Source organism: Streptomyces sp. (genome assembly GCF_036524955.1).
Classification (GTDB): Bacteria; Actinomycetota; Actinomycetes; order Streptomycetales; family Streptomycetaceae; genus Actinacidiphila.
The window spans coordinates 40,609-66,575 of record NZ_DATDBG010000304.1 but is presented as its reverse complement, the minus strand read 5'-3'; the positions used below and the strand labels follow the sequence as shown (position 1 = coordinate 66,575).

The following is a 25,967-nucleotide window of genomic DNA, read 5'->3' as shown; positions in this document are numbered from 1 at the left end:
AAACCCTGACCGACGCGGCGTCAGGGCCGTCTGACACATGGCGCCGTCCGCCGCCGTCACGATGGGGGCCCGGCGGGGCGGTTCCGCTCCTGAGACGTCGACACACCGGAGGCTGACGTGAGTGGACCGGGAGCGACCTCGCTGCCGGAGGCGGACGACCGGGCCGGACGGGCGGACGGCGAGCCGCACGTGGACCCGGAGCGGCGGCTCCGGGTGACCCCGCCGGGCAGGCGCACCCTACTGGTCGGCCTGGTCGTGCTGACCGTGCTGGCCGCCGCCGGGACCTGGGCGGTCTACGGCTCCTCCTGGTTCCGCGCCACGCGCGTGACCGTCGGCGGGAACCGGGTGCTGACGGCCGGTCAGATCCAGCGGGCCGCCGCCGTACCGCTCGGCGGCCCGCTGCTCTCGGTCGACACCGACGCCGTACGCGGCCGGCTGCTCGCCGCGCTGCCACGGCTCGGCGACGTGGACGTGGCACGGTCCTGGCCGCACACGATCCGGGTCACGGTGACCGAGCGGACGCCTTCCGCCGTGCTGAGAAGCGGCGCGAAGTTCACCGAAGTGGACCGGGAGGGCGTGCGGTTCGCCACCGTCGACCGGGCGCCGCGCGGTGTACCGCTGGTGCGGTTGACGCCGGTCCCCTCGGCGAGCCTGCGCCACTTCGGGACCCGGCGGCTGCTGCGGGCCGCCATCACGGTCGCGGCCGATCTTCCCGATGCGCTGCACGGGCAGGCGACCGCGATCCGGGTGCGCTCGTACGACGGCATCACCGTCGAACTCTCGCGCGGCCGACACGTCGTCTGGGGGAGCGCGGAGGACGGCGCGCGCAAGGCGTCCGTGCTCACCGCGCTGCTGAAGGCCCGACCCGGCGCGACACACTTCGACGTCAGCGCACCCGCCGCACCCGCCGCGTCCGGGAGTTGACGGAGCCCGCACCCTGGTTCCCGGGTCGACGGCGTGATCACATAGGGTGAAAAGAAAAACGGGAGGTTCGGCGTGTTCGTTGAACCGCCACCGCTTGTCGACTTAGTGTCTCGTCCCAAGGAACACCTGGGACAGGCACACTGGTAACCCTAAACCTCACGGTGAGGGTTCGGAACGGCATCGGCGAGCGCAACCGACCGTCCCACACGATTCGTAACTCGAGGCGAGAGGCCTTCGACGTGGCAGCACCGCAGAACTACCTCGCAGTCATCAAGGTCGTCGGCATTGGCGGCGGTGGCGTCAACGCCATCAACCGGATGATCGAGGTCGGTCTCAAGGGCGTCGAGTTCATCGCGATCAACACCGATGCACAGGCCCTGCTGATGAGCGACGCCGACGTCAAGCTGGATGTCGGCCGCGAACTGACCCGCGGCCTCGGCGCCGGAGCCAACCCGGATGTCGGCCGCAAGGCCGCCGAGGACCACCGCGAGGAGATCGAGGAGGTACTCAAGGGCGCCGACATGGTCTTCGTCACCGCGGGCGAGGGCGGCGGCACCGGTACCGGCGGCGCGCCCGTCGTCGCCAACATCGCCCGCTCGCTGGGCGCCCTCACCATCGGCGTGGTCACCCGCCCCTTCACCTTCGAGGGCCGCCGCCGCGCCAACCAGGCCGAGGACGGCATCGCCGGGCTGCGCGAGAACGTCGACACCCTCATCGTCATCCCCAACGACCGGCTGCTGTCCATCTCGGACCGCCAGGTCAGCGTGCTGGACGCGTTCCGCTCCGCCGACCAGGTGCTGCTCTCCGGCGTGCAGGGCATCACCGACCTGATCACCACCCCCGGCCTGATCAACCTGGACTTCGCCGACGTGAAGTCCGTGATGTCGGAAGCGGGTTCGGCCCTCATGGGCATCGGTTCTGCGCGCGGCGACGACCGGGCGGTCGCCGCCGCGGAGATGGCCATCTCCTCGCCGCTGCTGGAAGCCTCCATCGACGGCGCCCGCGGGGTGCTGCTCTCCATCTCAGGCGGCTCCGACCTCGGCCTGTTCGAGATCAACGAGGCCGCCCAGCTCGTCTCCGAGGCCGCCCACCCCGAGGCCAACATCATCTTCGGCGCGGTGATCGACGACGCGCTCGGCGACGAGGTGCGGGTCACCGTCATCGCGGCCGGATTCGACGGCGGCCAGCCGCCCGCCAAGGGCAGCCGCGACAAGGTGCTCGGCTCTTCCTCCTCCTACCCCGCCCGGGACGAGGCCCTGCGTACCGACAGCGCCCGCCCGACCCCGTCCTTCGGCGGCCTGGGCAGCATCCCGTCGGCCTCCCCGGCCGAGCGCGACACGGAGAGCGAGCCGGTCGCCGAGACCGCGGCCACCCCGGTGGTCCCGCCGGTCGTCCCGCCGGCCCGGCCGTACCAGGACACCGCGGCCGAGGAGCTCGACGTCCCGGACTTCCTGAAGTGACCGCCCGGCAGTGATAGGGCACCGCACGGCAGTGGACGGCGCGCACTTCGCCTTCACCGACAGGTGGGGCGGGGTGAGCGCCGTTCCGTATGACAGCCTCAATCTCGGCGGTGCGGTGGGCGACGATCCCGCGGCGGTACGCGCCAACCGCGCGCTGGCGGCGGGCGCGCTGGGCCGGGACCCCGGCCGGGTGGTCTGGATGAACCAGGTGCACGGCCGCGATGTCGCGGTCGTCGGGGAACCCTGGGGGAGCGGGCCGGTACCGGCGGTGGACGCGACGGTCACCACCCGCGCCGACCTCACGCTCGCGGTGCTGACCGCCGACTGCGTACCCGTGCTGCTCGCCGACCCGCAGGCGCGGGTCGTCGGCGCCGCGCACGCCGGGCGGCCGGGACTGGTGGCCGGCGTGGTGCCGGCCACGGTTGAGATGATGATCACACTTGGTGCCGATCCCGGGCGTTTGATCGCCCTATTGGGACCGTCGGTATGCGGTAAATGCTACGAAGTGCCCGCGGTGTTGCGGGACGAGGTGGCCGCCGTCGTGCCCCAGGCGTACGCCGAGACGAGCTGGGGTACGCCGGCCGTCGATGTGAGCGCCGGCGTGCGCGCCCAACTCGCGCGCCGGGGCGTACGGGTGCACGAGGCGCCGACCGTGTGCACGCTGGAATCCCCCGAACACTTCTCCTACCGCCGCGAGTCCGTCACCGGACGGCTCGCGGGCTACGTCTGGCTGGACGGCACTACGTGAACGCCCCCGCACACCACGAGCAGGACCGTGACAGATCCGCCCAACTCGCCGCGAATCTGGCCCAGGTGGAGGAACGTATCACCACCGCGTGCGAGGGCGCCGGGCGGGACCGCGGGGAGGTGACCCTGATTGTGGTGACCAAGACCTACCCGGCCGACGACGTACGGCTGTTGGCCGGGCTCGGCGTCCGGCAGGTCGCCGAGAACCGCGACCAGGAGGCCGCCCCCAAGGCCGACGCCTGCGCCGACCTCGGCCTGGTCTGGCACTTCGTGGGTCAGTTGCAGACCAACAAGGCACGCTCCGTGGTCCGTTACGCTGACCACGTGCACTCGGTCGACCGGCTCCGGCTGGTCACCGTGCTGTCGTCCGCGGCCACCGCCGGGGAACGGCAGGTGGGTTGCCTCGTCCAGGTCGCACTGGACGCCGAGTCGGGCGCTCGAGGGGAGCGCGGCGGGGTGGCACCCGACGCGGTCGGAGCGCTCGCCGACGCGATCGCGGCCGCTCCCGGACTGCGCCTGGACGGTGTGATGACCGTCGCGCCGCTGGCCGGAGCGTACGCGGGTCAACCCCGCGCCGCCTTCCATCGGTTGATGGAAATCTCATCCCGCGTGCGCGAGACGCATCCGACTGCGAACATGGTCTCGGCAGGGATGAGCCAGGACCTCGACGAGGCGGTGGCGGCCGGGGCGACACATGTGCGCATCGGAACGGCGGTACTCGGAGTCCGTCCCAGGCTCCGGTAACGTCACCAAACAAGTCGGACCACAGCATAAATATGGTGTGGCGGTCGTCCCCGAGGCGGCCGAGGACCGCAACCCCGCTGAGAGGACGCAGAGCATGGCCGGCGCGATGCGCAAGATGGCGGTCTACCTCGGCCTCGTGGAGGACGACGGATACGACGGCCCGGGATTCGACCCCGACGACGAGTTCGAGCCCGAGATGGCCACGCCGCCGAGCGGTCGGGCCGCCCCGGAGCCGGAGCGCGCGCCGCGACGGCAGCACATCCCGGCGCCGAGCCAGCACCAGCCGCAGGACGAACCGGCGCGTCTCGTACACGCCCCGGCGCCTCGCGAACCCCGGATCGCCCCCGTGGCATCCATCACACCCGAACGTCACAGCCTGGAGAAGAACGCACCCGTGATCATGCCCAAGGTCGTGTCAGAACGCGAGCCGTACCGGATCACGACACTCCACCCCCGGACGTACAACGAAGCCCGTACGATCGGGGAACACTTCCGTGAGGGCACGCCGGTGATCATGAACTTGACCGAGATGGACGACACCGACGCGAAGCGACTTGTCGACTTCGCCGCCGGTCTCGTCTTCGGGCTGCACGGGAGTATCGAGCGGGTGACGCAGAAGGTCTTTCTGCTCTCGCCTGCTAACGTCGATGTCACGGCGGAGGACAAAGCCCGGATCGCCGAGGGCGGATTCTTCAACCAGAGCTGAACGAGACGCAACCGTAGGGCCGGCCCGCAGGCCGACGACAAGCAGGGAGAGGGAAGCGCGATGAGTGTCGCACTCCAGGTGCTGTACATCGCGTTGTACTGCTTCCTGTTTGTGCTGATCTTCCGATTGGTGATGGATTACGTCTTCCAGTTCGCCCGCTCATGGCACCCTGGGAGGGCGATGGTGGTGATTCTGGAGGGCGCCTACACTGTCACCGATCCGCCACTCAAGCTTCTGCGGCGGTTCATCCCGCCGTTGCGTCTCGGGGGCGTGGCGCTCGACCTGTCCTTCTTCGTATTGATGATCATCGTGTACATCCTGATCTCCGTCGTGGGGGGCTTGATGTGAACGGTGCGGGCTCCCGATATGTCGACGATCACGTTGAGGTGAAGAGATGCCGCTGACCCCCGAGGACGTTCGGAACAAGCAGTTCACGACCGTCCGCCTCAGAGAGGGCTATGACGAGGACGAGGTCGACGCCTTCCTCGACGAGGTGGAGGCGGAGCTGACCCGACTGCTCCGCGAGAACGAGGATCTGCGGGCCAAGCTGGCCGCGGCCACCCGGGCCGCCGCCCAGAACCAGCAGCAGGGCATGCGGAAGCCCGAGCCGCAGGACCGACCCGTGCCCGCCGCCATATCTGGACCGCAGCCGGTGCCGCAGCAGATGCCCCAGCAGCAGATGGGTCCGCCCCAGCTGCCCGGCGGCGCGCCGCAGCTCCCGGCTGGACCGAGTGCGCAGCAGCACCAGCAGCACGGTCCTGGCCCGATGGGCCAGCACCCGATGCAGCAGGGTCCCGGGCCGATGGGTCAGCACCCCATGCAGCAGCACCCCATGCAGGGGCCGCCGATGGGTCAGCACCCGATGCAGCAGCAGGGTCCCGGTGGCGACAGCGCCGCCCGGGTGCTCTCGCTCGCGCAGCAGACCGCGGACCAGGCGATCGCCGAGGCGCGGTCCGAAGCCAACAAGATCGTCGGTGAGGCGCGCAGCCGTGCCGAGGGCCTGGAGCGGGACGCCCGCGCCAAGGCGGACGCGCTGGAGCGGGACGCCCAGGAGAAGCACCGCGTGGCCATGGGCTCCCTGGAGTCCGCCCGCGCGACCCTGGAGCGCAAGGTCGAGGACCTCCGCGGCTTCGAGCGGGAGTACCGCACGCGGCTGAAGTCCTACCTGGAGTCCCAGCTGCGCCAGTTGGAGAACCAGGCCGACGACTCGCTGGCCCCGCCGCGGACCAGTGCGCCGGCCCCCTCCCTGCCGTCCGCGTCCTCCATGGGCGGGACGATGGGCGGGAACTCCATGGGCGGCAACTCCATGGGCGCGGGCATGGGCGGTATGGCGCCCGCGGGTGCCGGTGCGATGGGTCACGCCGGTTCCGCTCCCTCCTACGGCAGTGGCAGCCAGGGCATGGGCGGCCACAACCCGGGTCCCTCGTACGGGCAGCAGCAGATGTCACCCGCGATGACCCAGCCGATGGCTCCGGTGCGCCCGCAGGGACCGCAGCCGTTGCAGCAGGCGCCGACCCCGATGCGAGGGTTTCTCATCGACGAGGACGACAACTAGCCGCTTGCCACGAGGCTCTGCCAAGGCCGGGCCCCCGGGGAATCCGTTTCCCCAGGGGGCCCGGCCTTTTTGTCGGGTGCGCGCCCCGTGGCAGGGCGCGGAGAACCGCGCGATCAGCCCCCGCCGGCGGGCGGTCGGCAGCCCGCCGTTACGGTCACGGTGCGCCTGCGCCTGCGCCTGCGCCTGCGGCGGCGCTGTGGCCGGTCGCGCAGTTCTCCGCGCCCCTGCCGGGGCGCCTCCACCTACGCCTTACGCAAGTGGAAGGTGAGGCCCAGCGGTTCGTCGGTGAACGCGGGGCCGTACGCGGCGTCCGGGGTGTCCGCCGCGAAGTCGACCGCCAGGACTTCCTCCGCGATGAGCCCCGCGTGCGCGGTGAGGGCCGAGGCCAGGTCGGCGTTCTCGGTGGCGTACCGCACGGAGATGCGGTCCGCCACGTCCAGCCCGGAATTCTTGCGGGCCTCCTGGACGAGCCGGATCACGTCCCGCGCGAGGCCCGCCAGCCGCAGCTCCGGAGTGATCTCCAGGTCGAGGGCGACCGTGGCGCCCGCGTCGGAGGCGACCGACCAGCCCTCGCGGGGGGTCTCGGTGACGATGACCTCGTCGGGGGAGAGCGTGACGGTCTCCCCGCCGACCTCCACCGTGGCCGAGCCCGTGTCGCGCAGGGACGCCGACAGGGCCGCCGCGTCCGCCGCGGCCACCGCCGCGGCCACCGCCTGTACCCCCTTGCCGAACCGCTTCCCCAGCGCCCGGAAGTTCGCCTTCGCGCTGGTGTCGACCAGGGAACCCCCGACCTCGGACAGCGAGGCCAGCGAGGAGACGTTCAGCTCCTCCGTGATCTGTGCCCGCAGCTCCTGCGACAGCTCGGCGAAGCCCGTGGCGGCGACCAGCGCGCGGGACAGCGGCTGGCGGGTCTTGACGCCGGACTCCGCCCGGGTCGCCCGGCCCAGCTCGACCAGCCGCCGGACCAGCCGCATCCGCTCCGACAGGGACGGGTCGATCCGTCCCTCGTCCACCTCCGGCCAGGACGCCAGGTGTACGGAGTCCGGCGCGTCCGGGACCACCGGCACCACCAGGTCCTGCCAGACCCGCTCGGTGATGAACGGCACCAGCGGCGCCATCAGCCGGGTGACCGTCTCCACCACGTCGTGCAGCGTGCGCAGCGCCGCCGGGTCGCCCTGCCAGAACCGCCGACGGGACCTGCGCACGTACCAGTTGGACAGGTCGTCCACGAAGGCGGACAGCAGCTTTCCGGCGCGCTGGGTGTCGAACGACTCCATGGCGTCGGTCATGTCCCGCACCAGAACGTGCAGTTCGCCGACGAGCCACCGGTCCAGCAGCGGCCGGTCCTCGACCGCGGGGTCGGCGGGGCCGGGCGCCCAGCCGGAGGTGCGGGCGTACAGGGCCTGGAAGGCGACTGTGTTCCAGTAGGTGAGCAGCGTCTTGCGGACCACCTCCTGGATCGTGCCGTGCCCGACCCGTCGGGCCGCCCACGGGGAGCCGCCCGCGGCCATGAACCACCGGACCGCGTCGGCGCCGTGCTGATCCATCAACGGGATCGGCTGGAGGATGTTGCCGAGGTGCTTGGACATCTTGCGGCCGTCCTCGGCGAGGATGTGGCCGAGGCAGACCACGTTCTCGTAACTGGACTTGTCGAAGACGAGCGTGCCGACCGCCATCAGCGTGTAGAACCAGCCGCGGGTCTGGTCGATCGCCTCGGAGATGAACTGCGCGGGGTACGTGCGCTCGAAGACCTCCTTGTTGCGGTACGGGTAGCCCCACTGCGCGAACGGCATCGAGCCGGAGTCGTACCAGGCGTCGATGACCTCCGGGACGCGGGTGGCGGTCGCCCGGCAGGACGGGCAGGGGAAGGTGACCGCGTCGATGTAGGGGCGGTGCGGGTCCAGGCCCGACTGGTCGGTGCCGGTCAGCTCGGTGAGTTCGGCGAGCGAGCCCACGCAGGTGAGGTGGCCCTCCTCGCAGCGCCAGATGGGCAGCGGGGTACCCCAGTAGCGGTTGCGGGACAGCGCCCAGTCGACGTTGTTGTTGAGCCAGTCGCCGTAGCGGCCGTGCTTGACGGACTCGGGGTACCAGTTGGTCCGCTCGTTCTCACGCAGCAGCGCGTCCTTCACGGCCGTGGTGCGGATGTACCAGGACGGCTGCGCGTAGTAGAGCAGCGCGGTGTGGCAGCGCCAGCAGTGCGGGTAGCTGTGCTCGTACGGCACGTGCCGGAACAGCAGCCCGGACGACTGGAGTTCGGCCACCAGCGCCTCGTCGGCCTTCTTGAAGAAGACGCCGCCGACCAGCGGCACGTCCGGCTCGAAGGTGCCGTCCGGGCGGACCGGGTTGACCACCGGCAGGCCGTACGCCCGGCAGGTCCTGAGGTCGTCCTCACCGAAGGCGGGGGACTGGTGGACCAGGCCGGTACCGTCGTCCGTCGTCACGTACTCGGCGTTGACCACGTAGTGCGCGTCCGGGACGTCCACCAGCGCGAACGGCCGCCGGTAGGTCCAGCGCTCCATCTCGCGGCCGGTGAAGGTCTGCCCGGTCGCCGTCCAGCGTCCCCCTGGGCCCAGCGGTCCGGGCGATACCCCCTCGCCGAGCGCCTTGTCGAACAGTGGTTCGGCGACGACCAGCCGCTCGGTGCCGTCGGTGGCGACGACGTACGTGACGTCCGGGTGCACGGCGACCGCCGTGTTCGACACCAGGGTCCACGGGGTGGTCGTCCAGACCAGCAGCGCCGCCTCGCCGGCCAGCGGGCCGGAGGTCAGCGGGAAGCGGACGTAGACGGACGGGTCGATCACCGTCTCGTATCCCTGTGCCAGCTCGTGGTCGGACAGGCCGGTCTGGTCGCGCGGGCACCAGGGGGCCACCCGGTAGTCCTGGACCAGCAGGTCCTTGGCGAAGATCTGCTTGAGCGACCACCACACGGACTCCACGTACTCCGGGTCCATCGTGCGGTAGGCGTCGTCCAGGTCCACCCAGTAGCCCATGCGTGTCGTCAGCTCGGCGAACGCGTCGGTGTGCCGGGTCACCGACTCGCGGCACCTCGCGTTGAACTCCGCGATCCCGTACGCCTCGATGTCCTGCTTGCCGGTGAAGCCGAGCTCCTTCTCCACCGCCAGTTCGACCGGCAGGCCGTGGCAGTCCCAGCCGGCCTTGCGGGTCACGTGGTGGCCCCGCATGGTCTTGAACCGGGGGAAGACGTCCTTGAAGACGCGGGCCTCGATGTGGTGGGCGCCGGGCATGCCGTTGGCGGTGGGCGGGCCCTCGTAGAAGACCCACTCGGGCCGGCCCACGGACTGCTCCACGGAGCGGGCGAAGGTCTTGCGCTCGCTCCACAGGGCCAGCACCTCGTGTTCGAGGGCGGGCAGATCGACCTGCGCGGGCACCTGGCGGTACTGCGGCTGACGCGGCTGGCTCATCGGGGTTTCTCTTCCTCCGGCGGACGCTTCTCGCTTGTCGCGGACTTCCGTCGGAGGGACGAGAGCGATTCCTGCCGTGCGCTCCCGCGGTACCACCCTCCTTGGCGGCAGCGCCCTCCCGGGCCCGACCGCCCCCTCATTGGGGTCGCGAAGCCGGTTCTACGGCCCGCCGGGCGTACGACCCGGCTGCGGGCTTCTTCCGGCGGCTCCGGGGTGATCTTCACACCGCGCACGCCCCCGGGCTTCCACCGTCCCCGGGTCGCTCATGGCTGCGTGCGGCGCTACTCGTCCCATCCACGCCTTTCGCTTCGCCCAGTGTACGGGGCCGCGCGGGCGGCGGCCGAACGCTTTACGGCCGCCCGGGCCCGGTGCGCGGACCGCCGGGCCACGGCCGCCGGACCTCGCGGCGACCCGAATGGCCGCCTTCCCGCATGGACGCGGTCACCTGCGGGAATACCTGGCGGAGAGCTGGGCACAACGGATGAAGACCTGTCTGCCCCAGGCGGACGGGTCCGTCAGGCAGCGCACCCCCGTTGCCGCGGGTCCGGAGCGGAATTAGCGTTTCGGCAGGATTCGCGAACGACATCACACATGTGAAGGGGTCGCGGCCATGATCGTGAAGAAGCGGGCAGTGGCACCGGGTGAACGGCCTGCGGCCGGCGCTGCGGCGGCCCGTGGGTCCCTGGCGCCCCGCAAAGCGGCCGCACCGGCCGCCGGGCCCCCGGACCCGCCGCCGGCACCGGGTCGGCGGCCTGCGCGAGGAGGGGCGGGCGGCAGGAAGAACGAGAGGAAGAAGGCGGCGCCGGGAACAAGAACGGAAGCTGCCTCCGGAAGGGCTGCGAGCAGGAGGCCGGCGGCCGAGGAGGCCGCGCCCGAGAAGGCGGCGCCGGGAACGGGAACGGGGGCCGGCGGGAAGGCCGGGGTGCGGAAGGCAACGGCTCGCAGGGCCGTGGCGAAGCGGCCCGCGCCCGGCGAGGCGGCGGCTTCCTCGGACGCTGCCTCGCCGGTGCCTGCGAAGGGCAGGAAGGCGGCGGTCGCAAGGACGGTCGGCGAGAGGGCGGCAGCGAAGGAGGCGGCGGTCGAGGAGGCCGCGCCCCATACTGCGGCGGCGAAAAAGGCGGCGGCCACCGAGGCGCCGCCCGGGAAGGCGGCGGACAGGACGGCGCCGACGAGAAAGGGCGCGGTCGGACGGGTGGCGGCCGGCAAGAGCACGACGACACGGAAGGCGGCCCCCTTGAGCACCGCCGAGCAGGCAATGACGGTCCCGGAAGCCTCTGGTGAGGCAGCAGGGAGGAAGGCCGCGGCGAAGAAGGCCGCGGCCAAGAAGAGCGCGGCCAAGAAGGCCCCGGTCAAGAAGAGCGCGGCGAGGAAGGCCCCGGTCAAGAAGGCCGCGACCAAGAAGACCGCGGCCGGGAAAGCACCGGTGAGGGAGGCCGCGGCCAAGAAGGCTCCGGCCCGGAAGACCTCGCCCGGGAAGGCGGCGGCAGCCGGCACGGCGGAACAAGTCGGGGCCGGGCGGGCTGTCGGGGCGGACGAGACGGGAGTGGGCGAAGTGGAAGCTGAGAAGACGGACGTGGCCGTTCCGGCGGCGCGGACCGCCACGGAGCCGGGGGAGTTGGCGGTGCTGCCGGGGGAGGAGCCGTGGACGGACGAGGAGGTCGCGGAGGCGCGGGCGGAACTGCTGGCCGAGGTGGAGCGGCTGAAGGCGGAGATCGCCTCGTCCGAGGCCGCCGTCGCGGGCCTGATGCGCGACTCCGGGGACGGCGCGGGCGACGAGGCCGACACGGGTACGAAGAACATCACGCGCGAGTACGAGATGGCGCTCGCCGCGAACGCCCGGGAGACGCTCACCCAGGCCACCCACGCGCTGCAACGGCTGGACGAGGGCACGTACGGCCTCTGCGAGGTCTGCGGCAAAACCATCGGGAAGGCCAGGATGCAGGCCTTTCCGCGGGCCACCCTCTGCCTCGACGACAAGCAGCGGCAGGAGCGGCGCTGACCTGATACTCCCCCTGCCGTCGGCGGGGGGACCCCCGGTACGGGTGTGCCGTACTCTCGTCATCAGTCAGGATTTCGGCCTGGCGGGCATCGGGCACACGGCTGCACAAGGGCTGAGGGACTCACGTGACGGAAGCGGAGCGCACCATCACCACACCGGAGACGCCGGAGGAGGCGCCGGCCGCGGTCGAGTCGTCGGCATCCCGCAAACGGCGGATCCCCGTACTGATAGGCGTCGCGGCGCTCGCGTACCTCCTCGACCTGCTCTCCAAGATCTGGGTCGTGCACAGCCTGGAGCACCGCGACCCGATCGACGTCTTCGGCCACTACCTGCGGCTGGACGCGATCAGGAACGCGGGCGCCGCGTTCGGTCTGGGCCAGGGCATGACCGTCGTCTTCACGGTGATCGCGGTCGGCGTCATCGTGGTGATCGCCCGTCTCGCCCGCCGCCTGTACAGCCTGCCGTGGGCGATCGCGCTCGGCCTGCTCCTCGGCGGCGCCTTCGGCAACCTCACCGACCGCGTCTTCCGCGCCCCCGGCGGTTTCCAGGGCCGGGTGGTGGACTTCATCGCCCCCGCGCACTTCGCCGTCTTCAACCTCGCCGACTCGGCGATCTGCTGCGGCGGCGTCCTGATCGTGCTGCTCTCCTTCCGCGGCATCGACCCGGACGGCACGCAGCACCGCGACTGAGCCGCCCGCGAGCGCGGCCCGTCCGCGCACGGCCCCGTGCACGGACGGCCGCGCTCGTCCGCGTGCGGACTCGTACCGGACGGCGGGGCTCTCCCCGTCCGGCATACTCGATCAGGTGAGTACCCTTCCCGAAGTCCGTTCCCTGCCCGTGCCCGACGGCCTGGAAGGCGAGCGCGTCGACGCCGCCATCGCCCGTATGTTTGGTTTCTCGCGGACCAAGGCCGCCGAGCTGGCCGCGTCCGGCAAGGTGTCGATCGACGGCGCGGCCGCGGGGAAGTCGGAGCGGGTGCACGGCGGGGCCTGGCTGGAGGTCGAGATGCCCGCGCCGCCCGCGCCGGTACGGATCGTGGCGGAGCCGGTCGAGGGCATGGAGATCGTCCACGACGACGACGACGTGGTGGTGATCGCCAAGCCGGTCGGCGTCGCGGCCCACCCCAGCCCCGGCTGGACCGGCACCACTGTGATCGGCGGACTGGCCGCCGCCGGGTACCGCATCTCCACCTCGGGCGCCGCCGAACGCCAGGGCATCGTGCACCGGCTGGACGTCGGCACCTCCGGCCTGATGGTGGTCGCCAAGTCCGAGCGGGCGTACAGCGTGCTCAAGCAGCAGTTCAGGGACCGCGTGGTGGACAAGCGCTACCACGCCCTCGTCCAGGGCCACCCCGATCCGCTCAGCGGCACCATCGACGCGCCGATCGGACGGCACCCCACCCACGACTACAAGTGGGCCGTCACCGCGGACGGCAAGCCCTCCGTCACGCACTACGACCTCATCGAGGCGTTCCGCTCCGCGAGCCTGCTCGACATCAAGCTGGAGACCGGCCGCACCCACCAGATCCGCGTGCACATGGCCGCGCACCGCCACCCGTGTGTCGGCGACCTCACCTACGGCGCCGACCCCACCATGTCGGCCCGCCTCGGCCTGACCCGCCAGTGGCTGCACGCGATGCGGCTGGGCTTCGAGCACCCGGCCACGGGGGAGTGGGTGGAGTTCGAGAGCACCTATCCGGCCGACCTCCAGCACGCCCTGGACACAGTTCGCGGCGACAGCCGGTAGGCCGGGCGGATCCCGCGCGGTGACACGCTGAAGCCGGGGACCGGCTGGCCCTCCTCTTCTTTCGACCTGCGCTCGATGCGAGGCTGAGCCGGCCGGGCCCCCGCAAGCGCGGCCCCGGCCCGGTAACCGCTCAGTGCGTCCCCGGCCCCGGCCCGAGCTCCTCGGCGTCCGGTATCGGCGCCGCCTCGCGGGCCTCGCCCTGGTGCGGACGGCCGGGCGCGGGCGCGGTGTTGACCCGGGGCAGCGCGTACGGGTGCTCGACGCGCAGCCAGTCGATCAGATGCTCACGCACGATGCAGCGCAGGTTGAATGCGTCTTCGGCGTCCTTGGCGGTGACCAGCGCCCGTACCTCGATGGTGGTCGGAGTGGTGTCGGTGACCACCAGGCCCCACGCCCTGCGGTCCCACTCGGCGGCATGCTCCAGGATCTCCAGCAGCCGCTTGCGCATCAGGTCGACCGGGGCGGCGTGGTCGACGTGGAGGAAGACCGAGCCGGTCATCCTCGCGTCGCCGCGGGACCAGTTCTCGAACGGCTTGCTGGTGAAGTACGACACCGGCATGGTGATCCGCCGCTCGTCCCAGGTGCGGACGCTCAGGAAGGTCAGGGTGATCTCCTCGACCACGCCCCACTCGCCGTCCACCACCACGGTGTCGCCGATCCGTACCATGTCGCCGAAGGCGATCTGCAGCCCGGCGAAGAGATTGCCCAGCGTGGACTGGGCGGCCACACCCGCGACGATGCCGATGATGCCGGCCGAGGCCAGCATCGACGCCCCGACGGTCCGCATCCCGGGGAAGGTGAAAAGCATCGAGGCGACCGCGATCACCCCGACGATCGCGGTGAACACCCGCTGGATCAGGGTCGACTGGGTACGCAGCCGGCGTATCTTCGGGATGTTCTGCGAGACCGCGGCGTAACGGGCGTACGACGCGTCGAGGATCGCGGCGGCGACCCGGACGACCAGCCACGCCGACGCGCCGATGAGTACCAGGGTGAGGGCCTGGCCGATGGCCGCGGTGTGCGCGTCCGCGAGGTGTGTGGTGCGGTAGCCGCCGCGCAACATCGCGGTGCACAGCACCACTTGGAGGGGCAGCCGGCAACGGCGCAGCAGGTCCCACAGGGGCGTCTCGGGGTGCCGGGCGTCCACCGTACGCAGGGATCTGTCGACGGCCCATCCGACGATCAGGGTCAGCAGGGCGGCTGCCCCGACCAACAGAACCGGCCGTAGCGCGCTCTCCATCGTCACCTCGACTCCTCGTCCTCGGCTTCTCGACTACGCGTGTTCCAAGGGTTCTACGCGTTCTGTGCCCGCCGAGTGGTCTCCGCGTGTTGCGTGTGCTTCGCGCCTCGACGGTAACTGGCACGATGGACCGCGTACCCGGTACGGAGCCAGGCCAGCCCTGTGACGATCGTCCTGTTCCATTCCGCCTGCGGGCTGCGGCCCGCCGTGCACGCCGCCGCGGACCGCCTGCGCGCCGCGGGCCACGAGGTGCACGTGCCCGACCTGTTCGACGGCCGTACCGCGCTGACCGTCGAGGAGGGCATGGCGGTCGCCGACGGGATCGGCCGGGACGAACTGCTGCGCCGGGCGATCACCGCCGCCGCGCCGTACTCCGAACAGGGCCTGGTCTACGCCGGCTTCTCGCTCGGCGGTTCGCTCGCGCAGAACGCCGCGCTCGGCGACGACCGGGCCCGCGGGCTGCTGCTCCTGCACGGCACGTCGGACATCGCGGACGACGTGGCCACCGACATCCCGGTGCGGCTCCACGTCGCCGAGCCGGACCCTCCCCCGGCGCCTTCGGCCCGGGAGGTACCCCCAGAGCCCGACGACTGGCTGAACGCCTGGTACCTGCGGAAGCGCAAGGCCGGCGCGGACGTGGAGATCCACCGCTACCGCGGCGCCGGCCGCCTCTGCACCGACCACGATCTCCCCGACCACGATCTCCCCGACCACGATCTCCCCGACCACGATCTCCCCGACCCCGACGCGGAGGCCGCCACGCGGACCTGGGCGGTGGCGCTGGACTTCCTCCGGGACCTGTGAGGTCCGGGTGAGGGGCGGGGCCCCGGAGGAGTTCCCGGCGGGACTACTTCTTCAGGTTCGCCTCGATCGCGGCCATCACGGTCGCCGAGTCGACGCCGTTGACCGTGATCTTCTTGTCGTTGACGAAGACCGTCGGGGTGCCCTCGACGCCCTTGGCGTTGTTGAACTTCGAGGTCATCACCAGCGCCCACTTGTCGAAGGTGCCCTTGGTCACCGCGTCGGAGAACTTCGCGTTGCCCTTGAGCGCGGGGACCTTCTGCGCCAGCTCGATCAGGCGGTCGGCGCTGTTGAACTCGTCCTTGCGCTCATCGGGGTGCACGTCCTTGGAGTAGAGCAGCGTGTGGTACTGCTCGAACGCGTCGGTGGACACGTTCAGCGCCGCCGCCAGCGCGCTCAGCGCCTTCTTCGAGCCCGCGCCGCCGTTGACGTCGTCCAGGAAGGTGCCGAAGGTGAACGAGATGTTGTACTTGCCCGCCTTGGCGCCCGCCAGCACCGCGGCGCCGGACGTCTGCTCGTACCCGGCGCAGACCGGGCAGCGCATGTCCTCGTACTCGCTGACCGTGTTCTTGTTGCTCTTGTCGCCGATGATCACCGTGGTGCCGTCGGTGCCCTCGGCGTTGGCCGGCTTGACCAGCGGCTTCTTCGCCGCGGCCTCCCAGTAGCCGTCCTTGTTCATCTCGTTGACGGCCACCGCGACGCCGGCGGCCACCGCCAGCAGCGCCACGACGCCGCCGCCGACCAGCAACTGGCGGCGGGTCTTCGCCCGCTTCGCCTCCTTCTCGCGCTGCGCGCGCAGCCGCTCGCGGGCGGCGGCCTTGTTGGCCTTGCTGTTCCTGCTGCTCATGGGGGTCTCCGTGGTACGGACGCGTGCGTGGGGGCACGCGTGAGGAAAGGGGACGGTCCGGTGTGGCGCGGGTCAGAGCGCGACCGGCACGGGCGGGCCCCGGCGTACGACGGAGTGCAGCAGCGGCCGGGCGGCGAGCGCTCCGGCGGTGGTACGAGGGGCACGGCGGGCCCGGTGCGGCGGGAGTCCGGCCGCGGTACGGGCGGCGGCCACCGCGAACAGCAGCGGGCGGAACGCGGCGGCGCCCACCGCGCGCAGCACCCGCTGGAGCGCCGCCTCACCGCGCCGCAGCCACCAGGAGGCACACAGGGCGACCGTGACGTGCACGGCGAGCAGCACCCACGGCAGCACGTTGGACGGCACCTGCGGCGCGTCCGTCCCGCCGGAAAGGGCCGACAGCCGCCCGCCGACCGGGTCGCCGCCGCAGACCACCGCCTGGTGCAGCGTCCGCCACGAGCCGGTCACCGGGCCGCCGGAGGGCCCGTAACAGGCTCGCTGCCCGGAGGTGAAGACGGTGTCGACGGCGAGTTCCAGCGGGACCATCAGCCCGGCGATCGCCCAGAAGCCGCGCTCCCGGCCGCCGGCCAGCAGGTAGGCGACCGCGAAGACCGCGGCGTACGCCCCGGCGACCGCGGTCAGCGGCAGCGGCTCGTGCGCCATCAGCACATGGGAGGCGGAGGAGAGCGTGACACACATCGCGGCGAAGAGGGCAGCACGCAGTGCCCTCAGCCGCGGTCGTATCGCCTCCATGGCCACAGAGTGTGCCATGGAGGCGGGTATGCGTGACCTAAAGGGGCGGTAACAGGGGGACGCGAGGGTTCACCGGGCCGCGACGGTCACCGGCCGGGGGGTCACCGGCCCGGGATCACCGGCCGGCAGCGACCGGCCGGGCTCACAGCCCCGGGATGCGGCCGTTGCGGAAGAGGTCCACGAAGATCTGGTGATCGGCGCGGGCCCGGGCACCGTAGCCGTGGGCGAAGTCCACCAGCATCGCGGTGAATCCGGCCTCGTCGCCGCCGATGGCCTCGTCGATCGCCTCCTCGGTGGAGAACGGGACCAGCGAGTGCCCGCTCTCGTCGTCCGCGGCGGCGTGCATCGTGGCGGTCGCCCGGCCCAGATCGGCGACGACGGCCTCGATCTGCGCCGGGTCGTCCAGGTCCGACCAGTCCAGGTCCACCGCGTACGGCGAGACCTCGGCGACGAGCTGGCCGGTGCCGTCCAGCTCGGTCCAGCCCAGCCAGGGGTCGGCGTGCGCCTGAAGGGCGCGCTGCGAGATCACCGTGCGGTGGCCCTCGTGCCGGAAGTAGCCGGCGATCGCGGGATCGGTGATGTGCCGGGACACCGCGGGGGTCTGCCCCTGCTTCATGTAGATGACGACGTCGTTCTCCAGCGCGTCGGTGTTGCCCTCCAGCAGCAGGTTGTACGACGGCAGGCCCGCGCTGCCGATACCGATCCCGCGCCGCCCCACCACGTCCTTCACCCGCTGGCTCTCGCGCCGGACCCGGGTCGCCTCGGGCAGCGTCTCCAGGTACGACCCGAAGGCCGCCAGCACCTGCGCCCTGGTCCCCTCGTCCAGTGCGACGGCGCCGCCGCCGGACGAGAACCGCCGGTCGTACGACACCACCTCGGTCATCGAGTCCAGCAGCCCCACCCGGGTCCTGGTCCGCGCGCTGCGCAGGGCGTCCAGCAGCGGCCCGGCCGCGCTGTCCAGGGTGAGCGGCGGCACCTGCTCACCCTTGGCGAGCAGCCGGATACGCTCCCGGTACGCGCCCGCGTACGCCGTCACCAGACGGGTGATCACCTCGTCCGCGAGCGCCTTGCTGTACCCGATCAGCGCGACCGAGGCGGCGAACCGCTTGAGGTCCCAGGTGAACGGGCCGACGAACGCCTCGTCGAAGTCGTTGACGTTGAAGATCAGCCGCCCGTTCGCGTCCAGGTACGTACCGAAGTTCTCGGCGTGCAGGTCGCCGTGGATCCACACCCGCGCGGTCGTCGCGGTCAGATACGGGACCGCGTCCTTCTCGTCGTCCAGGTCGGCGTAGAACAGGCTCGCCGTGCCCCGGTAGAAGGCGAACGCGGACGCCGCCATCTTCCGGAACTTCACCCGGAAAGCGGCCGGATCGGCGGCCAGCAGCTCGCCGAAGGCCGTGTCGAAGACGGAGAGGATCTGCTGCCCCCGGGGCGCGTCGCCGGGGTCGCTCATACGGGAATCTGCCACGGGTAGGGAGACTACGGGGAGCCGCACGCCGGTGTCGGACCCGGGTCGTAGACTCACCAGCGCCGCAGGAAGACCGTACTCGCCGGAGGTGTCGCCGCCCGTGACCGACCAGCCCTTCACTCATCTGCACGTCCACACCCAGTACTCGCTGCTGGACGGAGCGGCGAGATTGAAGGACATGTTCAAGGCGTGCAACGAGATGGGCATGTCCCATGTGGCCATCACCGACCACGGCAACCTGCACGGGGCGTACGACTTCTTCCACCAGGCCAAGGCGGCCGGCGTCACCCCGGTGATGGGCATCGAGGCGTACCTCGCGCCCGAGTCCCGGCGGTACGCCAAGCCCGTCAAGTGGGGCGCCCCGCACCAGAAGGGCGACGACGTGTCGGGCGCCGGCGCGTACACCCACATGACGATCTGGGCCCGCAACAGGACCGGCCTGCACAACCTCTTCCGGGCCCAGTCCCGGGCCTCCTTCGAGGGCTACTTCCGCAAGCCCCGGATGGACCGCGAACTGCTCAGCGAGTACGCGGAAGGGCTGATGGGCACCACCGGATGCCCGTCCGGCGAGGTCTCCACCCGGATCCGGCTCGGGCAGATGGACGAGGCGCTCAAGGCCGCCTCGGAGTACCAGGACATCTTCGGCAAGGAGAACTTCTTCGTCGAGATCATGGACCACGGCATCGACATCGACCGCCGGGCCCGTGACGGTCTGATGGAGATCTCCAGGAAGCTGGGCGCGCCGTTCGTGGTCACCAACGACTCGCACTACACCTACGCCAGCGAGTCCTCCGCCCACGACACCCTGCTGTGCATCCAGACCGGCTCCAACCTGTCCGACCCGGACCGGTTCAAGTTCGACGGCTCGGGCTACTACCTGAAGTCGGCCGCCGAGATGTACGCCATCGACTCCTCCGACGCCTGGCAGCAGGGCTGCCGCAACAGCCAGTTGCTGATCGCGGAGCGGGTCGATACCGACGGCATGTTCGAGACCAGGAACCTGATGCCCAGGTTCGACGTGCCCGAGGGGTACACCGAGGTCACCTGGTTCCGTGAGGAGGTCGCCCGCGGCATGGTCCGGCGCTTCCCCGGCGGTGTCCCCGAGGACCGCCAGAAGCTCGCCGAGTACGAGATGGACACCATCATCCAGATGGGGTTCCCCGGCTACTTCCTGGTCGTCGCCGACTTCATCATGTGGGCCAAGAACAACGGCATCGCGGTGGGCCCGGGGCGCGGCTCCGCGGCCGGCTCGATCGTCGCCTACGCGATGGGCATCACCGACCTCGATCCCGTACCGCACGGGCTGATCTTCGAGCGGTTCCTCAACCCCGAGCGCATCTCCATGCCCGATGTCGACATCGACTTCGACGAGCGTCGGCGCGGTGAGGTCATCCGCTACGTGACCGAGAAGTACGGCTCCGACAAGGTGGCCCAGATCGCCACCTACGGCACCATCAAGGCCAAGGCCGCGATCAAGGACTCGGCCCGCGTGCTGGGGTACCCGTTCTCCATGGGAGACCGGATCACCAAGGCGATGCCCGCCGACGTGCTCGGCAAGGGCATCCCGCTGTCCGGCATCACCGACAAGGACCACCCGCGCTACAGCGAGGCCGCCGAGGTCCGCGGCATGTACGAGAACGAGGCGGACGTCACCAAGGTCATCGACGCCGCCCGCGGCATCGAGGGCCTGGTCCGGCAGATGGGCGTGCACGCGGCCGGCGTGATCATGTCCGCCGAACCGCTCATCGACCACGTGCCGATCTTCTCCCCGAAGAACGACGGCGCGGTCGTCACGCAGTGGGACTACCCGAGCTGCGAATCGCTCGGCCTGCTCAAGATGGACTTCCTCGGCCTGCGCAACCTGACGATCATGGACGACGCGGTCAAGTCCATCAAGGCCAACAAGGGCATCGACATCGACCTGCTCGCCCTGCCGCTGGACGACCCCAACACGTACGCCCTGCTCGGCCGCGGCGACACCCTCGGCGTCTTCCAGTTCGACGGCGGCCCCATGCGCGCCCTGCTGCGCATGATGAAACCCGACAACTTCGAGGACATCTCCGCCGTCTCGGCCCTGTACCGGCCCGGCCCGATGGGCATGAACTCGCACATCAACTACGCGCTGCGCAAGAACAAGCAGCAGGAGATCAGCCCGATCCACAAGGAGCTCGAAGAGCCCCTGCGCGAGGTCCTGGACATCACCTACGGCCTCATCGTCTACCAGGAGCAGGTGCAGAAGGCCGCCCAGGTGCTGGCCGGCTACTCGCTCGGGCAGGCCGACCTGCTGCGTCGCGCGATGGGCAAGAAGAAGAAGGAGGTCCTCGACAAGGAGTTCATCCCCTTCCAGGCCGGCATGCGGGAGCGGAACTACTCCGACGAGGCCATCCAGGCGGTGTGGGACGTCCTGGTCCCGTTCGCCGGCTACGCCTTCAACAAGGCGCACTCCGCGGCGTACGGCCTGGTGTCGTACTGGACCGCCTACCTCAAGGCGAACTACCCGGCCGAGTACATGGCGGGCCTGCTCACCTCGGTGAAGGACGACAAGGACAAGATGGCGCTCTACCTCAACGAGTGCCGCCGGATGGGCATCAAGGTGCTGCCCCCGGACGTCAACGAGTCCAACGCCAACTTCACCCCGCGCGGTGACGACACGATCGTCTTCGGCCTCACCGCGGTGCGCAACGTCGGAGCGAACGTGGTGGAGTCGATCGTCCGGAGCCGCAAGTCCAAGGGGAGGTACGCCTCCTTCCCTGACTTCCTCGACAAGGTCGAGGTGGTGGTCTGCAACAAGCGGACCGTGGAGTCACTGATCAAGGCCGGTGCCTTCGACGCGCTGAAGCACACCAGGCGCGGCCTGACCGAGCACTTCGAGTCGATGATCGACAACGTGGTGCAGGTCAAGCGCAAGGAGGCCGAGGGACAGTTCGACCTGTTCGGTGGCCTGGGCGCGGACGAGGGCGACGACAGCCCCGCCTTCGGCATGGACGTGGTGTTCTCCGACATCGAGTGGGACAAGACCTATCTGCTCGCGCAGGAGCGGGAGATGCTCGGTCTCTACGTCTCCGACCACCCGCTGTTCGGCATCGAGCACGTCCTGGGCGACAAGACCGACGCCGCCATCGCCGCGCTCGCCGGTGACTACGCGGACGGCGCGATCGTCACCATCGGCGGCATCATCTCCGGCCTCCAGCGCAAGATGACCAAGCAGGGCAACGCGTGGGCGATCGCCACCGTGGAGGATCTGGCGGGCTCGGTGGACTGCATGTTCTTCCCCGCCACCTACCAGTTGGTCTCCACCCAACTCGTCGAGGACGCGGTCGTCTTCGTCAAGGGACGGCTGGACAAGCGCGAGGACGTCCCGCGGCTGGTCGCGATGGAACTCCAGGTCCCCGACCTGTCGGACGTGGGCGCCAACGCGCCCGTGATGATCTCCATCCCGACGGTCAAGGTCACCCCGCCGCTGGTGGCCCGGCTCGGCGAAGTGCTCGACAGCCACAAGGGCAACACGGAGGTACGGGTCAGGCTCCAGGGGGCGCGCACCACCACCGTGCTCCGGCTCGACCGGCACCGGGTGACCGCCGACCCCTCGCTGTTCGGTGACCTCAAGGCGCTGCTGGGGCCCGCGTGCCTGGGAGCGGGGGCGGGGCAGCAGGCGGGCTGAGTCCGGCCACGCGGGCGTTGACCGCACGAGCGCGGGAACGACCGCGCCGCCCATGGAGCGCGGCGACCACCGCACCGGTCGCACGAGCGCGGGGGCGCCCCCGAAGGGGCACCCCCGCGTCGGCGTGAAGTGCGGGTACAGCGCGGTCAGTTGTGGCCGAACCGCTTCTGCTGGCGGCGCCCGGCCTGCGGGGCGGCGGGTATCACAGGATCCTCCGCCATGGCGTTCTTGGCGTGCTCCTGGGCCTCCGTGGCGGAGCCGCGCCGCTCGCCGTGCTGCTCACGCTGACGGTTCTGGTTCTTGTTCTTAGCCATGATCGTGCCTTCCTGTCGGGGGAGATGGGGGCCGATCGGCCGAACTCAGATTTGCATGGGAGTGCGAAGGTCGCATTTCGGGCAGTGAGAACGAGGGGCGACAGGAAAAAGCGACCCCGCCACGCCGAAGATCGCGTTCGGGGTCATAACCCCCGAGCATTCGGGCAGACTCGGGGGAAACCTGGGGGAAGTCCGTGCCGGGGGGCGACCGGAAGAGGTGCAACGTGGACCGCTGCGTCGTCCTGGTGGACGCCGGATACCTGCTGGGCGCAGCGGCGAGCCTTCTGGCCGGTGAACCTTCGCGTTCCCGGATCGTCGTGGATCATGCCGCGGTCGTCGCCGGCCTGCGCCGACGCGCCGAGCTGGAGACCGGGCAGCCGCTGCTGAGAATCTACTGGTTCGACGGAGCGCCCGACCGGGTTCCGCAACCGGAACACCGCCGGCTGCGGGTGATGCCGCGGGTGACCGTACGGCTCGGCGCGCTCACCCGGACGGACGGCAGGTGGGCGCAGAAGGGCGTGGACGCGGCGATGCACGCCGAGCTCTCCGAGCTGGCCCGCAACCGGGCCTGCTCGGACGTGGTGCTGGTCACCGGCGACGGGGACCTGCTGCCCGGCATGATGTCCGCCAAGGAACACGGCGTCGCCGTCCACCTGTGGGCAGTGCAGGCCGCCGACGGCGACTACAACCAGTCGGAGGACCTGGTCGCCGAGGCGGACGAGCGGCGGGTACTGGACCGGGAGTGGATCACCGCGGCGATCCGGGCCCGCGACATCGCGGGGGTCTGCCCGCCGCCCGGACCGCGGCCCGAGATCCGCCCCGAGATCGCCGCGATTCTCTCCGCCCCGCTGCCGGAGTCCGCTGCCGCGGCGCCCCCGCAGGCCCCGCATCCCGCGAAGAACGGCACGGCGCCCGCGCCGGAACCGACCCCGGCCAGCGCGCCCAGGGGTGTGCCCACCCCCAAGGACCTCGCCGGTCTCGGCCGTGCCCATGCCGCCCCGCCGCCCCCGCACCCCGCCCCCAGCGCCACCCTGCGCTGGTCCTCCGACCGGAGCTGGACCGACCGCGGCGCCGACGTCCCCGACACCAGCGGCCTGCCCACTCTCGCCCAGCTCACCACCGCCGAACAGCGCTGGGCCGACCGCGAGGCCGACATCACCGCGGTCAGCGGCGACCCCTACGAGGTCGGCCAGGTCTTCGCCCGCCGCTGGATCGCCCGCCTCGCCGACCCCGCCCACCTCCAGCAGCTCTCCACCCACTACCCCCGCGTCCCGCACCGTATCGACGGCGAACTCCTCCGCTACGCCGCCCGCTTCGGCCTCCTCGCCCACAAGGACGACCAGATCGACGAGCAGGACCGCTACGCGATCCGCGCCGGCTTCTGGCGCGAGGTCGACGGCCGCACCGAGTCCTCCGCGGACGGCGATTAGCGGGCTGGGGCGCCACGGCCGGGGCGCGGGGGAGCTGCCGGGGGTGGACCCGGCGAACCCTCGGGGTGCGCTGCGGCCCCGCCGGGGTGCGGGGAACCGCGCGACCAACCTCCACCGGGCCGCGGCCCGGCGTGATACGGAATCCAGCTCGGCGGGTCCCGGCCCGCTGCCGGGTGCGGACATGTCGTGGCCGAGCGCGCGGTTCCCCGCGCCCCCCACGGGGCGCAGCGCACCCCGGGGGTTCGGGTACTCCGGGTTCGCGTACTCTCGGTGTTCGTGACCACGGGCACGGAGGAGACGGCGCCGCCAAGGCCCGGTGCGGTGTGCACCGTGCGCGGCCTGGTGCGGACGTACAGCGGCGGATCCGGGGGGTGGCGGCGCCGTCCCGCGGGCGCGGCGGCGGCCGTCGTACGCGCCAACGACGGGATCGACCTCGACGTGCGCCACGGCGAGCTCTTCGGCATCCTCGGGCCCAACGGCGCCGGCAAGACCACCCTCGTACGGCAGCTCACCGGCCTGCTGCGGCCTGACGCGGGCACCATCGACCTGCTCGGCCACGACCTCGTACGGCACCCCGACCGCGCCGCGCGGCTGATCGGCTACCTCGGGCAGGAGTCCACCGCGCTGGACGAACTGACCGTCGCGCTCGCCGCCGAGACCACCGGCCGGCTGCGCGGCCTGGACGCGCGCGCCGCGCGGGCCGCCGGCGACGCGGTACTCGCCGAACTCGAACTCGGCCCCCTGGCGGGCCGCCCCCTCAAACGTCTCTCCGGCGGCCAGCGGCGCCTGGCGTGCCTGGCCGCCGCACTGGTCGGCGAGCGCCCCGTACTCGTCCTGGACGAACCCACCACCGGCATGGACCCCGTCGCCCGGCGCGCCGTGTGGTCCGCCGTCGACCGGCGCCGGACCGAGCACGGCACCACCGTGCTGCTGGTCACGCACAACGTCATCGAGGCCGAGACCGTGCTCGACCGCGTCGCGGTCCTCGACCGAGGGCGGGTCATCGCCTGCGACACCCCCGCCGGGCTGCGTGCGCTGGTCGCCGGCGAGGTACGGCTGGACCTCGTCTGGCGCGACGAGGCGCCGCTCGGCCTGCCCGGCGTCAGCGCGCTGCGCCCGTTCGCCGAGATCTCCGGCCGCCGCTGGACGCTGCGCCTGCCGCAGGACCGGGCCCGCGCCGCCGTCGCCGAGGTCACCGGCGGCGCCGCCTTCGCCGCCCTGGACGATTTCACACTCGCGATGCCCAGCCTGGAAGATGTCTACCTGGCACTCGGGGGACGGGGGAAGGGGCTGGTGAAGTCGTGACCGTAGTCACCCAGGTCGGCGCGGTGCCCGGGCGGTCCGGGCGGCTCGCCGTCGAGCCCGCCGCGCTGTCCGGGGCGCCGCACGCCCTCGCGCCCCGGGCGAGGCTGTGGCCGGCGTTCGGAGCGGTGTACCGGGCGCAGTTGTCGCGGGCCAGGGTGGCCCGGATTCCGCTGCTGTTCGTCGCGACGTTCCAGTCCATCGGGATCATGGTGATGATGCGCGGCGTCGTCCACGCCGGGGACGGCGAGGCGGCGCGGGCCGTGGTCGCCGGGTCCAGCGTGCTCGTCGTGGCGTTCGTCGCGCTCAACCTGCTCGCCCAGTATTTCGGCCAGCTACGGGCCTCCGGCGGGCTCGACCACTACGCCACGCTGCCGGTGCCGCCCGCGGCGGTCGTCCTCGGCGCGGCCGGCGCGTACGCCTCCTTCACCGTGCCCGGCACGCTGGTCACCGCGATCACCGGGTGTGTGCTGTTCCATCTCACCCTGACCAACCTGTGGGTGCTGGCCGTGGTGATCCCGCTGGCCGGTGCGGCCCTGTCCGGGCTCGGCGCGGCGCTCGGGCTGCTCGCGCCCCGCCCGGAGATCGCCACGCTCTTCGGGCAGTTGGGGATGTCCGCGGCGCTGCTGCTCGGCGTGCTGCCGGCCTCGCACATGCCCGCGCCGATCGCGTGGGCGAGGGACGCGCTGCCGTCGACCTACGGCGTGGAGGCTTTCGCCCGTACGTTCGGCGGTTCCGGCGCCACGGACTGGGCGGCCGTCGGCGCTGACCTGTCGGTTTGCGCGGCCGTCGGTGTGGTCTCGCTGGCCGTCGCGACCCGGGCCTACCGCAGGGCTGCCTGCCGGTGAGGC

General features: G+C 71.4%; 22 protein-coding genes. 15 read left to right on the top strand and 7 right to left on the bottom strand.

The features are described 5' to 3' along the window. Nucleotides 1-117 precede the first annotated feature (117 nt). The 7 genes from VIW71_RS24200 (at nucleotide 118) to VIW71_RS24170 (ending at nucleotide 6,136) form a co-directional block, all read left to right on the top strand. Nucleotides 118-924 (top strand): cell division protein FtsQ/DivIB, encoded by an 807-nt coding sequence (locus tag VIW71_RS24200; protein WP_331624697.1) that lies wholly within the window; start codon nucleotides 118-120, stop codon nucleotides 922-924. A 239-nt stretch (nucleotides 925-1,163) separates the two neighbouring features. After that, complete coding sequence (gene ftsZ / locus VIW71_RS24195; protein WP_331624696.1) at nucleotides 1,164-2,384, top strand: cell division protein FtsZ; 1,221 nt, start codon at nucleotides 1,164-1,166, stop codon at nucleotides 2,382-2,384. Between the two features lie 10 nt (nucleotides 2,385-2,394). Then, complete coding sequence (gene pgeF, locus VIW71_RS24190) at nucleotides 2,395-3,132, top strand: peptidoglycan editing factor PgeF (RefSeq protein ID WP_331624695.1); 738 nt, start codon at nucleotides 2,395-2,397, stop codon at nucleotides 3,130-3,132. Next, entirely contained in the window at nucleotides 3,129-3,875 is a 747-nt protein-coding gene (locus VIW71_RS24185; RefSeq protein WP_331624694.1) for a YggS family pyridoxal phosphate-dependent enzyme, read from the top strand. Before pgeF ends, VIW71_RS24185 begins: the two co-directional genes overlap by 4 nt. 94 nt (nucleotides 3,876-3,969) lie before the next feature. After that, nucleotides 3,970-4,581, top strand: coding sequence for a cell division protein SepF (locus VIW71_RS24180; protein WP_331624705.1), 612 nt, complete (start codon nucleotides 3,970-3,972; stop codon nucleotides 4,579-4,581). A 60-nt stretch (nucleotides 4,582-4,641) separates the two neighbouring features. After that, nucleotides 4,642-4,929 (top strand): YggT family protein, encoded by a 288-nt coding sequence (locus VIW71_RS24175; protein ID WP_331624693.1) that lies wholly within the window; start codon nucleotides 4,642-4,644, stop codon nucleotides 4,927-4,929. 46 nt (nucleotides 4,930-4,975) lie between these two features. Then, nucleotides 4,976-6,136: a DivIVA domain-containing protein gene (locus tag VIW71_RS24170; RefSeq protein WP_331624692.1), complete on the top strand. Its 1,161-nt coding sequence runs from the start codon at nucleotides 4,976-4,978 to the stop codon at nucleotides 6,134-6,136. A 242-nt stretch (nucleotides 6,137-6,378) separates the two neighbouring features. On the opposite strand, the gene ileS is transcribed toward VIW71_RS24170, so the two are convergent. Together ileS and VIW71_RS24160 are read right to left on the bottom strand one after the other, a co-directional pair. Continuing rightward, nucleotides 6,379-9,558, bottom strand: coding sequence for an isoleucine--tRNA ligase (gene ileS, locus VIW71_RS24165; protein ID WP_331624691.1), 3,180 nt, complete (start codon nucleotides 9,556-9,558; stop codon nucleotides 6,379-6,381). 585 nt (nucleotides 9,559-10,143) lie between these two features. After that, complete coding sequence (locus tag VIW71_RS24160; RefSeq protein WP_331624690.1) at nucleotides 10,144-10,770, bottom strand: hypothetical protein; 627 nt, start codon at nucleotides 10,768-10,770, stop codon at nucleotides 10,144-10,146. 22 nt (nucleotides 10,771-10,792) lie between these two features. Here VIW71_RS24160 and VIW71_RS24155 point away from each other — a divergent pair, with 22 nt between their 5' ends. The 3 genes from VIW71_RS24155 to VIW71_RS24145 all read left to right on the top strand — a co-directional run bounded on the left by VIW71_RS24155 (nucleotide 10,793) and on the right by VIW71_RS24145 (nucleotide 13,303). Next, entirely contained in the window at nucleotides 10,793-11,557 is a 765-nt protein-coding gene (locus VIW71_RS24155; protein ID WP_331624689.1) for a TraR/DksA family transcriptional regulator, read from the top strand. A 125-nt stretch (nucleotides 11,558-11,682) separates the two neighbouring features. Then, a complete protein-coding gene (gene lspA, locus VIW71_RS24150) occupies nucleotides 11,683-12,246 on the top strand; it encodes a signal peptidase II (RefSeq protein WP_331624688.1) in 564 nt (187 codons plus the stop codon). Between the two features lie 115 nt (nucleotides 12,247-12,361). Beyond that, entirely contained in the window at nucleotides 12,362-13,303 is a 942-nt protein-coding gene (locus VIW71_RS24145; protein WP_331624687.1) for an RluA family pseudouridine synthase, read from the top strand. 130 nt (nucleotides 13,304-13,433) lie between these two features. Here VIW71_RS24145 and VIW71_RS24140 read toward each other — a convergent pair whose 3' ends face one another. Continuing rightward, nucleotides 13,434-14,543 carry a mechanosensitive ion channel family protein gene (locus VIW71_RS24140; protein ID WP_331624704.1) on the bottom strand — a complete coding sequence of 370 codons (1,110 nt, stop codon included), beginning with the start codon at nucleotides 14,541-14,543 and terminating at the stop codon, nucleotides 13,434-13,436. 117 nt (nucleotides 14,544-14,660) lie between these two features. Here VIW71_RS24140 and VIW71_RS24135 point away from each other — a divergent pair, with 117 nt between their 5' ends. After that, complete coding sequence (locus tag VIW71_RS24135) at nucleotides 14,661-15,347, top strand: dienelactone hydrolase family protein (protein WP_414720829.1); 687 nt, start codon at nucleotides 14,661-14,663, stop codon at nucleotides 15,345-15,347. A 43-nt stretch (nucleotides 15,348-15,390) separates the two neighbouring features. On the opposite strand, the gene VIW71_RS24130 is transcribed toward VIW71_RS24135, so the two are convergent. The 3 genes from VIW71_RS24130 to VIW71_RS24120 form a co-directional block, all read right to left on the bottom strand. Beyond that, a complete protein-coding gene (locus tag VIW71_RS24130) occupies nucleotides 15,391-16,191 on the bottom strand; it encodes a thioredoxin domain-containing protein (protein ID WP_331624685.1) in 801 nt (266 codons plus the stop codon). A gap of 72 nt (nucleotides 16,192-16,263) precedes the next feature. Next, nucleotides 16,264-16,959, bottom strand: coding sequence for a hypothetical protein (locus VIW71_RS24125; RefSeq protein WP_331624684.1), 696 nt, complete (start codon nucleotides 16,957-16,959; stop codon nucleotides 16,264-16,266). 124 nt (nucleotides 16,960-17,083) lie between these two features. After that, a complete protein-coding gene (locus VIW71_RS24120) occupies nucleotides 17,084-18,394 on the bottom strand; it encodes a DUF2252 domain-containing protein (protein ID WP_331624702.1) in 1,311 nt (436 codons plus the stop codon). Nucleotides 18,395-18,509: 115 nt separating this feature from the next. On the opposite strand from VIW71_RS24120, the gene dnaE reads away from it, so the two are divergent. Then, complete coding sequence (gene dnaE / locus VIW71_RS24115) at nucleotides 18,510-22,070, top strand: DNA polymerase III subunit alpha (protein ID WP_331624683.1); 3,561 nt, start codon at nucleotides 18,510-18,512, stop codon at nucleotides 22,068-22,070. A gap of 146 nt (nucleotides 22,071-22,216) precedes the next feature. Here the strand turns inward: dnaE and VIW71_RS24110 are convergent, their stop codons facing one another. Further along, nucleotides 22,217-22,384, bottom strand: a complete 168-nt coding sequence (locus tag VIW71_RS24110; RefSeq protein WP_331624682.1) for a hypothetical protein — start codon at nucleotides 22,382-22,384, stop codon at nucleotides 22,217-22,219. 224 nt (nucleotides 22,385-22,608) lie between these two features. Between VIW71_RS24110 and VIW71_RS24105 the strand changes: the two genes are divergently transcribed. The 3 genes from VIW71_RS24105 (at nucleotide 22,609) to VIW71_RS24095 (ending at nucleotide 25,964) form a co-directional block, all read left to right on the top strand. Then, the gene (locus tag VIW71_RS24105; RefSeq protein ID WP_331624681.1) at nucleotides 22,609-23,814 is read left to right on the top strand and encodes an NYN domain-containing protein; all 1,206 of its coding nucleotides are present in this window, start codon (nucleotides 22,609-22,611) and stop codon (nucleotides 23,812-23,814) included. 276 nt (nucleotides 23,815-24,090) lie between these two features. Further along, entirely contained in the window at nucleotides 24,091-25,119 is a 1,029-nt protein-coding gene (locus tag VIW71_RS24100) for an ABC transporter ATP-binding protein (RefSeq protein WP_331624680.1), read from the top strand. Nucleotides 25,120-25,142: 23 nt separating this feature from the next. Continuing rightward, nucleotides 25,143-25,964 carry an ABC transporter permease gene (locus VIW71_RS24095; RefSeq protein WP_414720828.1) on the top strand — a complete coding sequence of 274 codons (822 nt, stop codon included), beginning with the start codon at nucleotides 25,143-25,145 and terminating at the stop codon, nucleotides 25,962-25,964. Nucleotides 25,965-25,967: the final 3 nt, after the last annotated feature.

What these genes read in the sequence shown, in the direction of transcription:
- VIW71_RS24180 (WP_331624705.1), top strand. Translation starts at nt 3,970, where the DNA reads ATGGCCGGCGCGATGCGCAAGATGGCGGTCTACCTCGGCCTCGTGGAG.
- VIW71_RS24175 (WP_331624693.1), top strand. Translation starts at nt 4,642, where the DNA reads ATGAGTGTCGCACTCCAGGTGCTGTACATCGCGTTGTACTGCTTCCTG.
- VIW71_RS24170 (WP_331624692.1), top strand. Translation starts at nt 4,976, where the DNA reads ATGCCGCTGACCCCCGAGGACGTTCGGAACAAGCAGTTCACGACCGTC.
- ileS (WP_331624691.1), bottom strand. Translation starts at nt 9,558, where the DNA reads ATGAGCCAGCCGCGTCAGCCGCAGTACCGCCAGGTGCCCGCGCAGGTC.
- VIW71_RS24140 (WP_331624704.1), bottom strand. Translation starts at nt 14,543, where the DNA reads ATGGAGAGCGCGCTACGGCCGGTTCTGTTGGTCGGGGCAGCCGCCCTG.
- VIW71_RS24130 (WP_331624685.1), bottom strand. Translation starts at nt 16,191, where the DNA reads ATGAGCAGCAGGAACAGCAAGGCCAACAAGGCCGCCGCCCGCGAGCGG.
- VIW71_RS24125 (WP_331624684.1), bottom strand. Translation starts at nt 16,959, where the DNA reads ATGGCACACTCTGTGGCCATGGAGGCGATACGACCGCGGCTGAGGGCA.
- VIW71_RS24120 (WP_331624702.1), bottom strand. Translation starts at nt 18,394, where the DNA reads ATGAGCGACCCCGGCGACGCGCCCCGGGGGCAGCAGATCCTCTCCGTC.
- VIW71_RS24110 (WP_331624682.1), bottom strand. Translation starts at nt 22,384, where the DNA reads ATGGCTAAGAACAAGAACCAGAACCGTCAGCGTGAGCAGCACGGCGAG.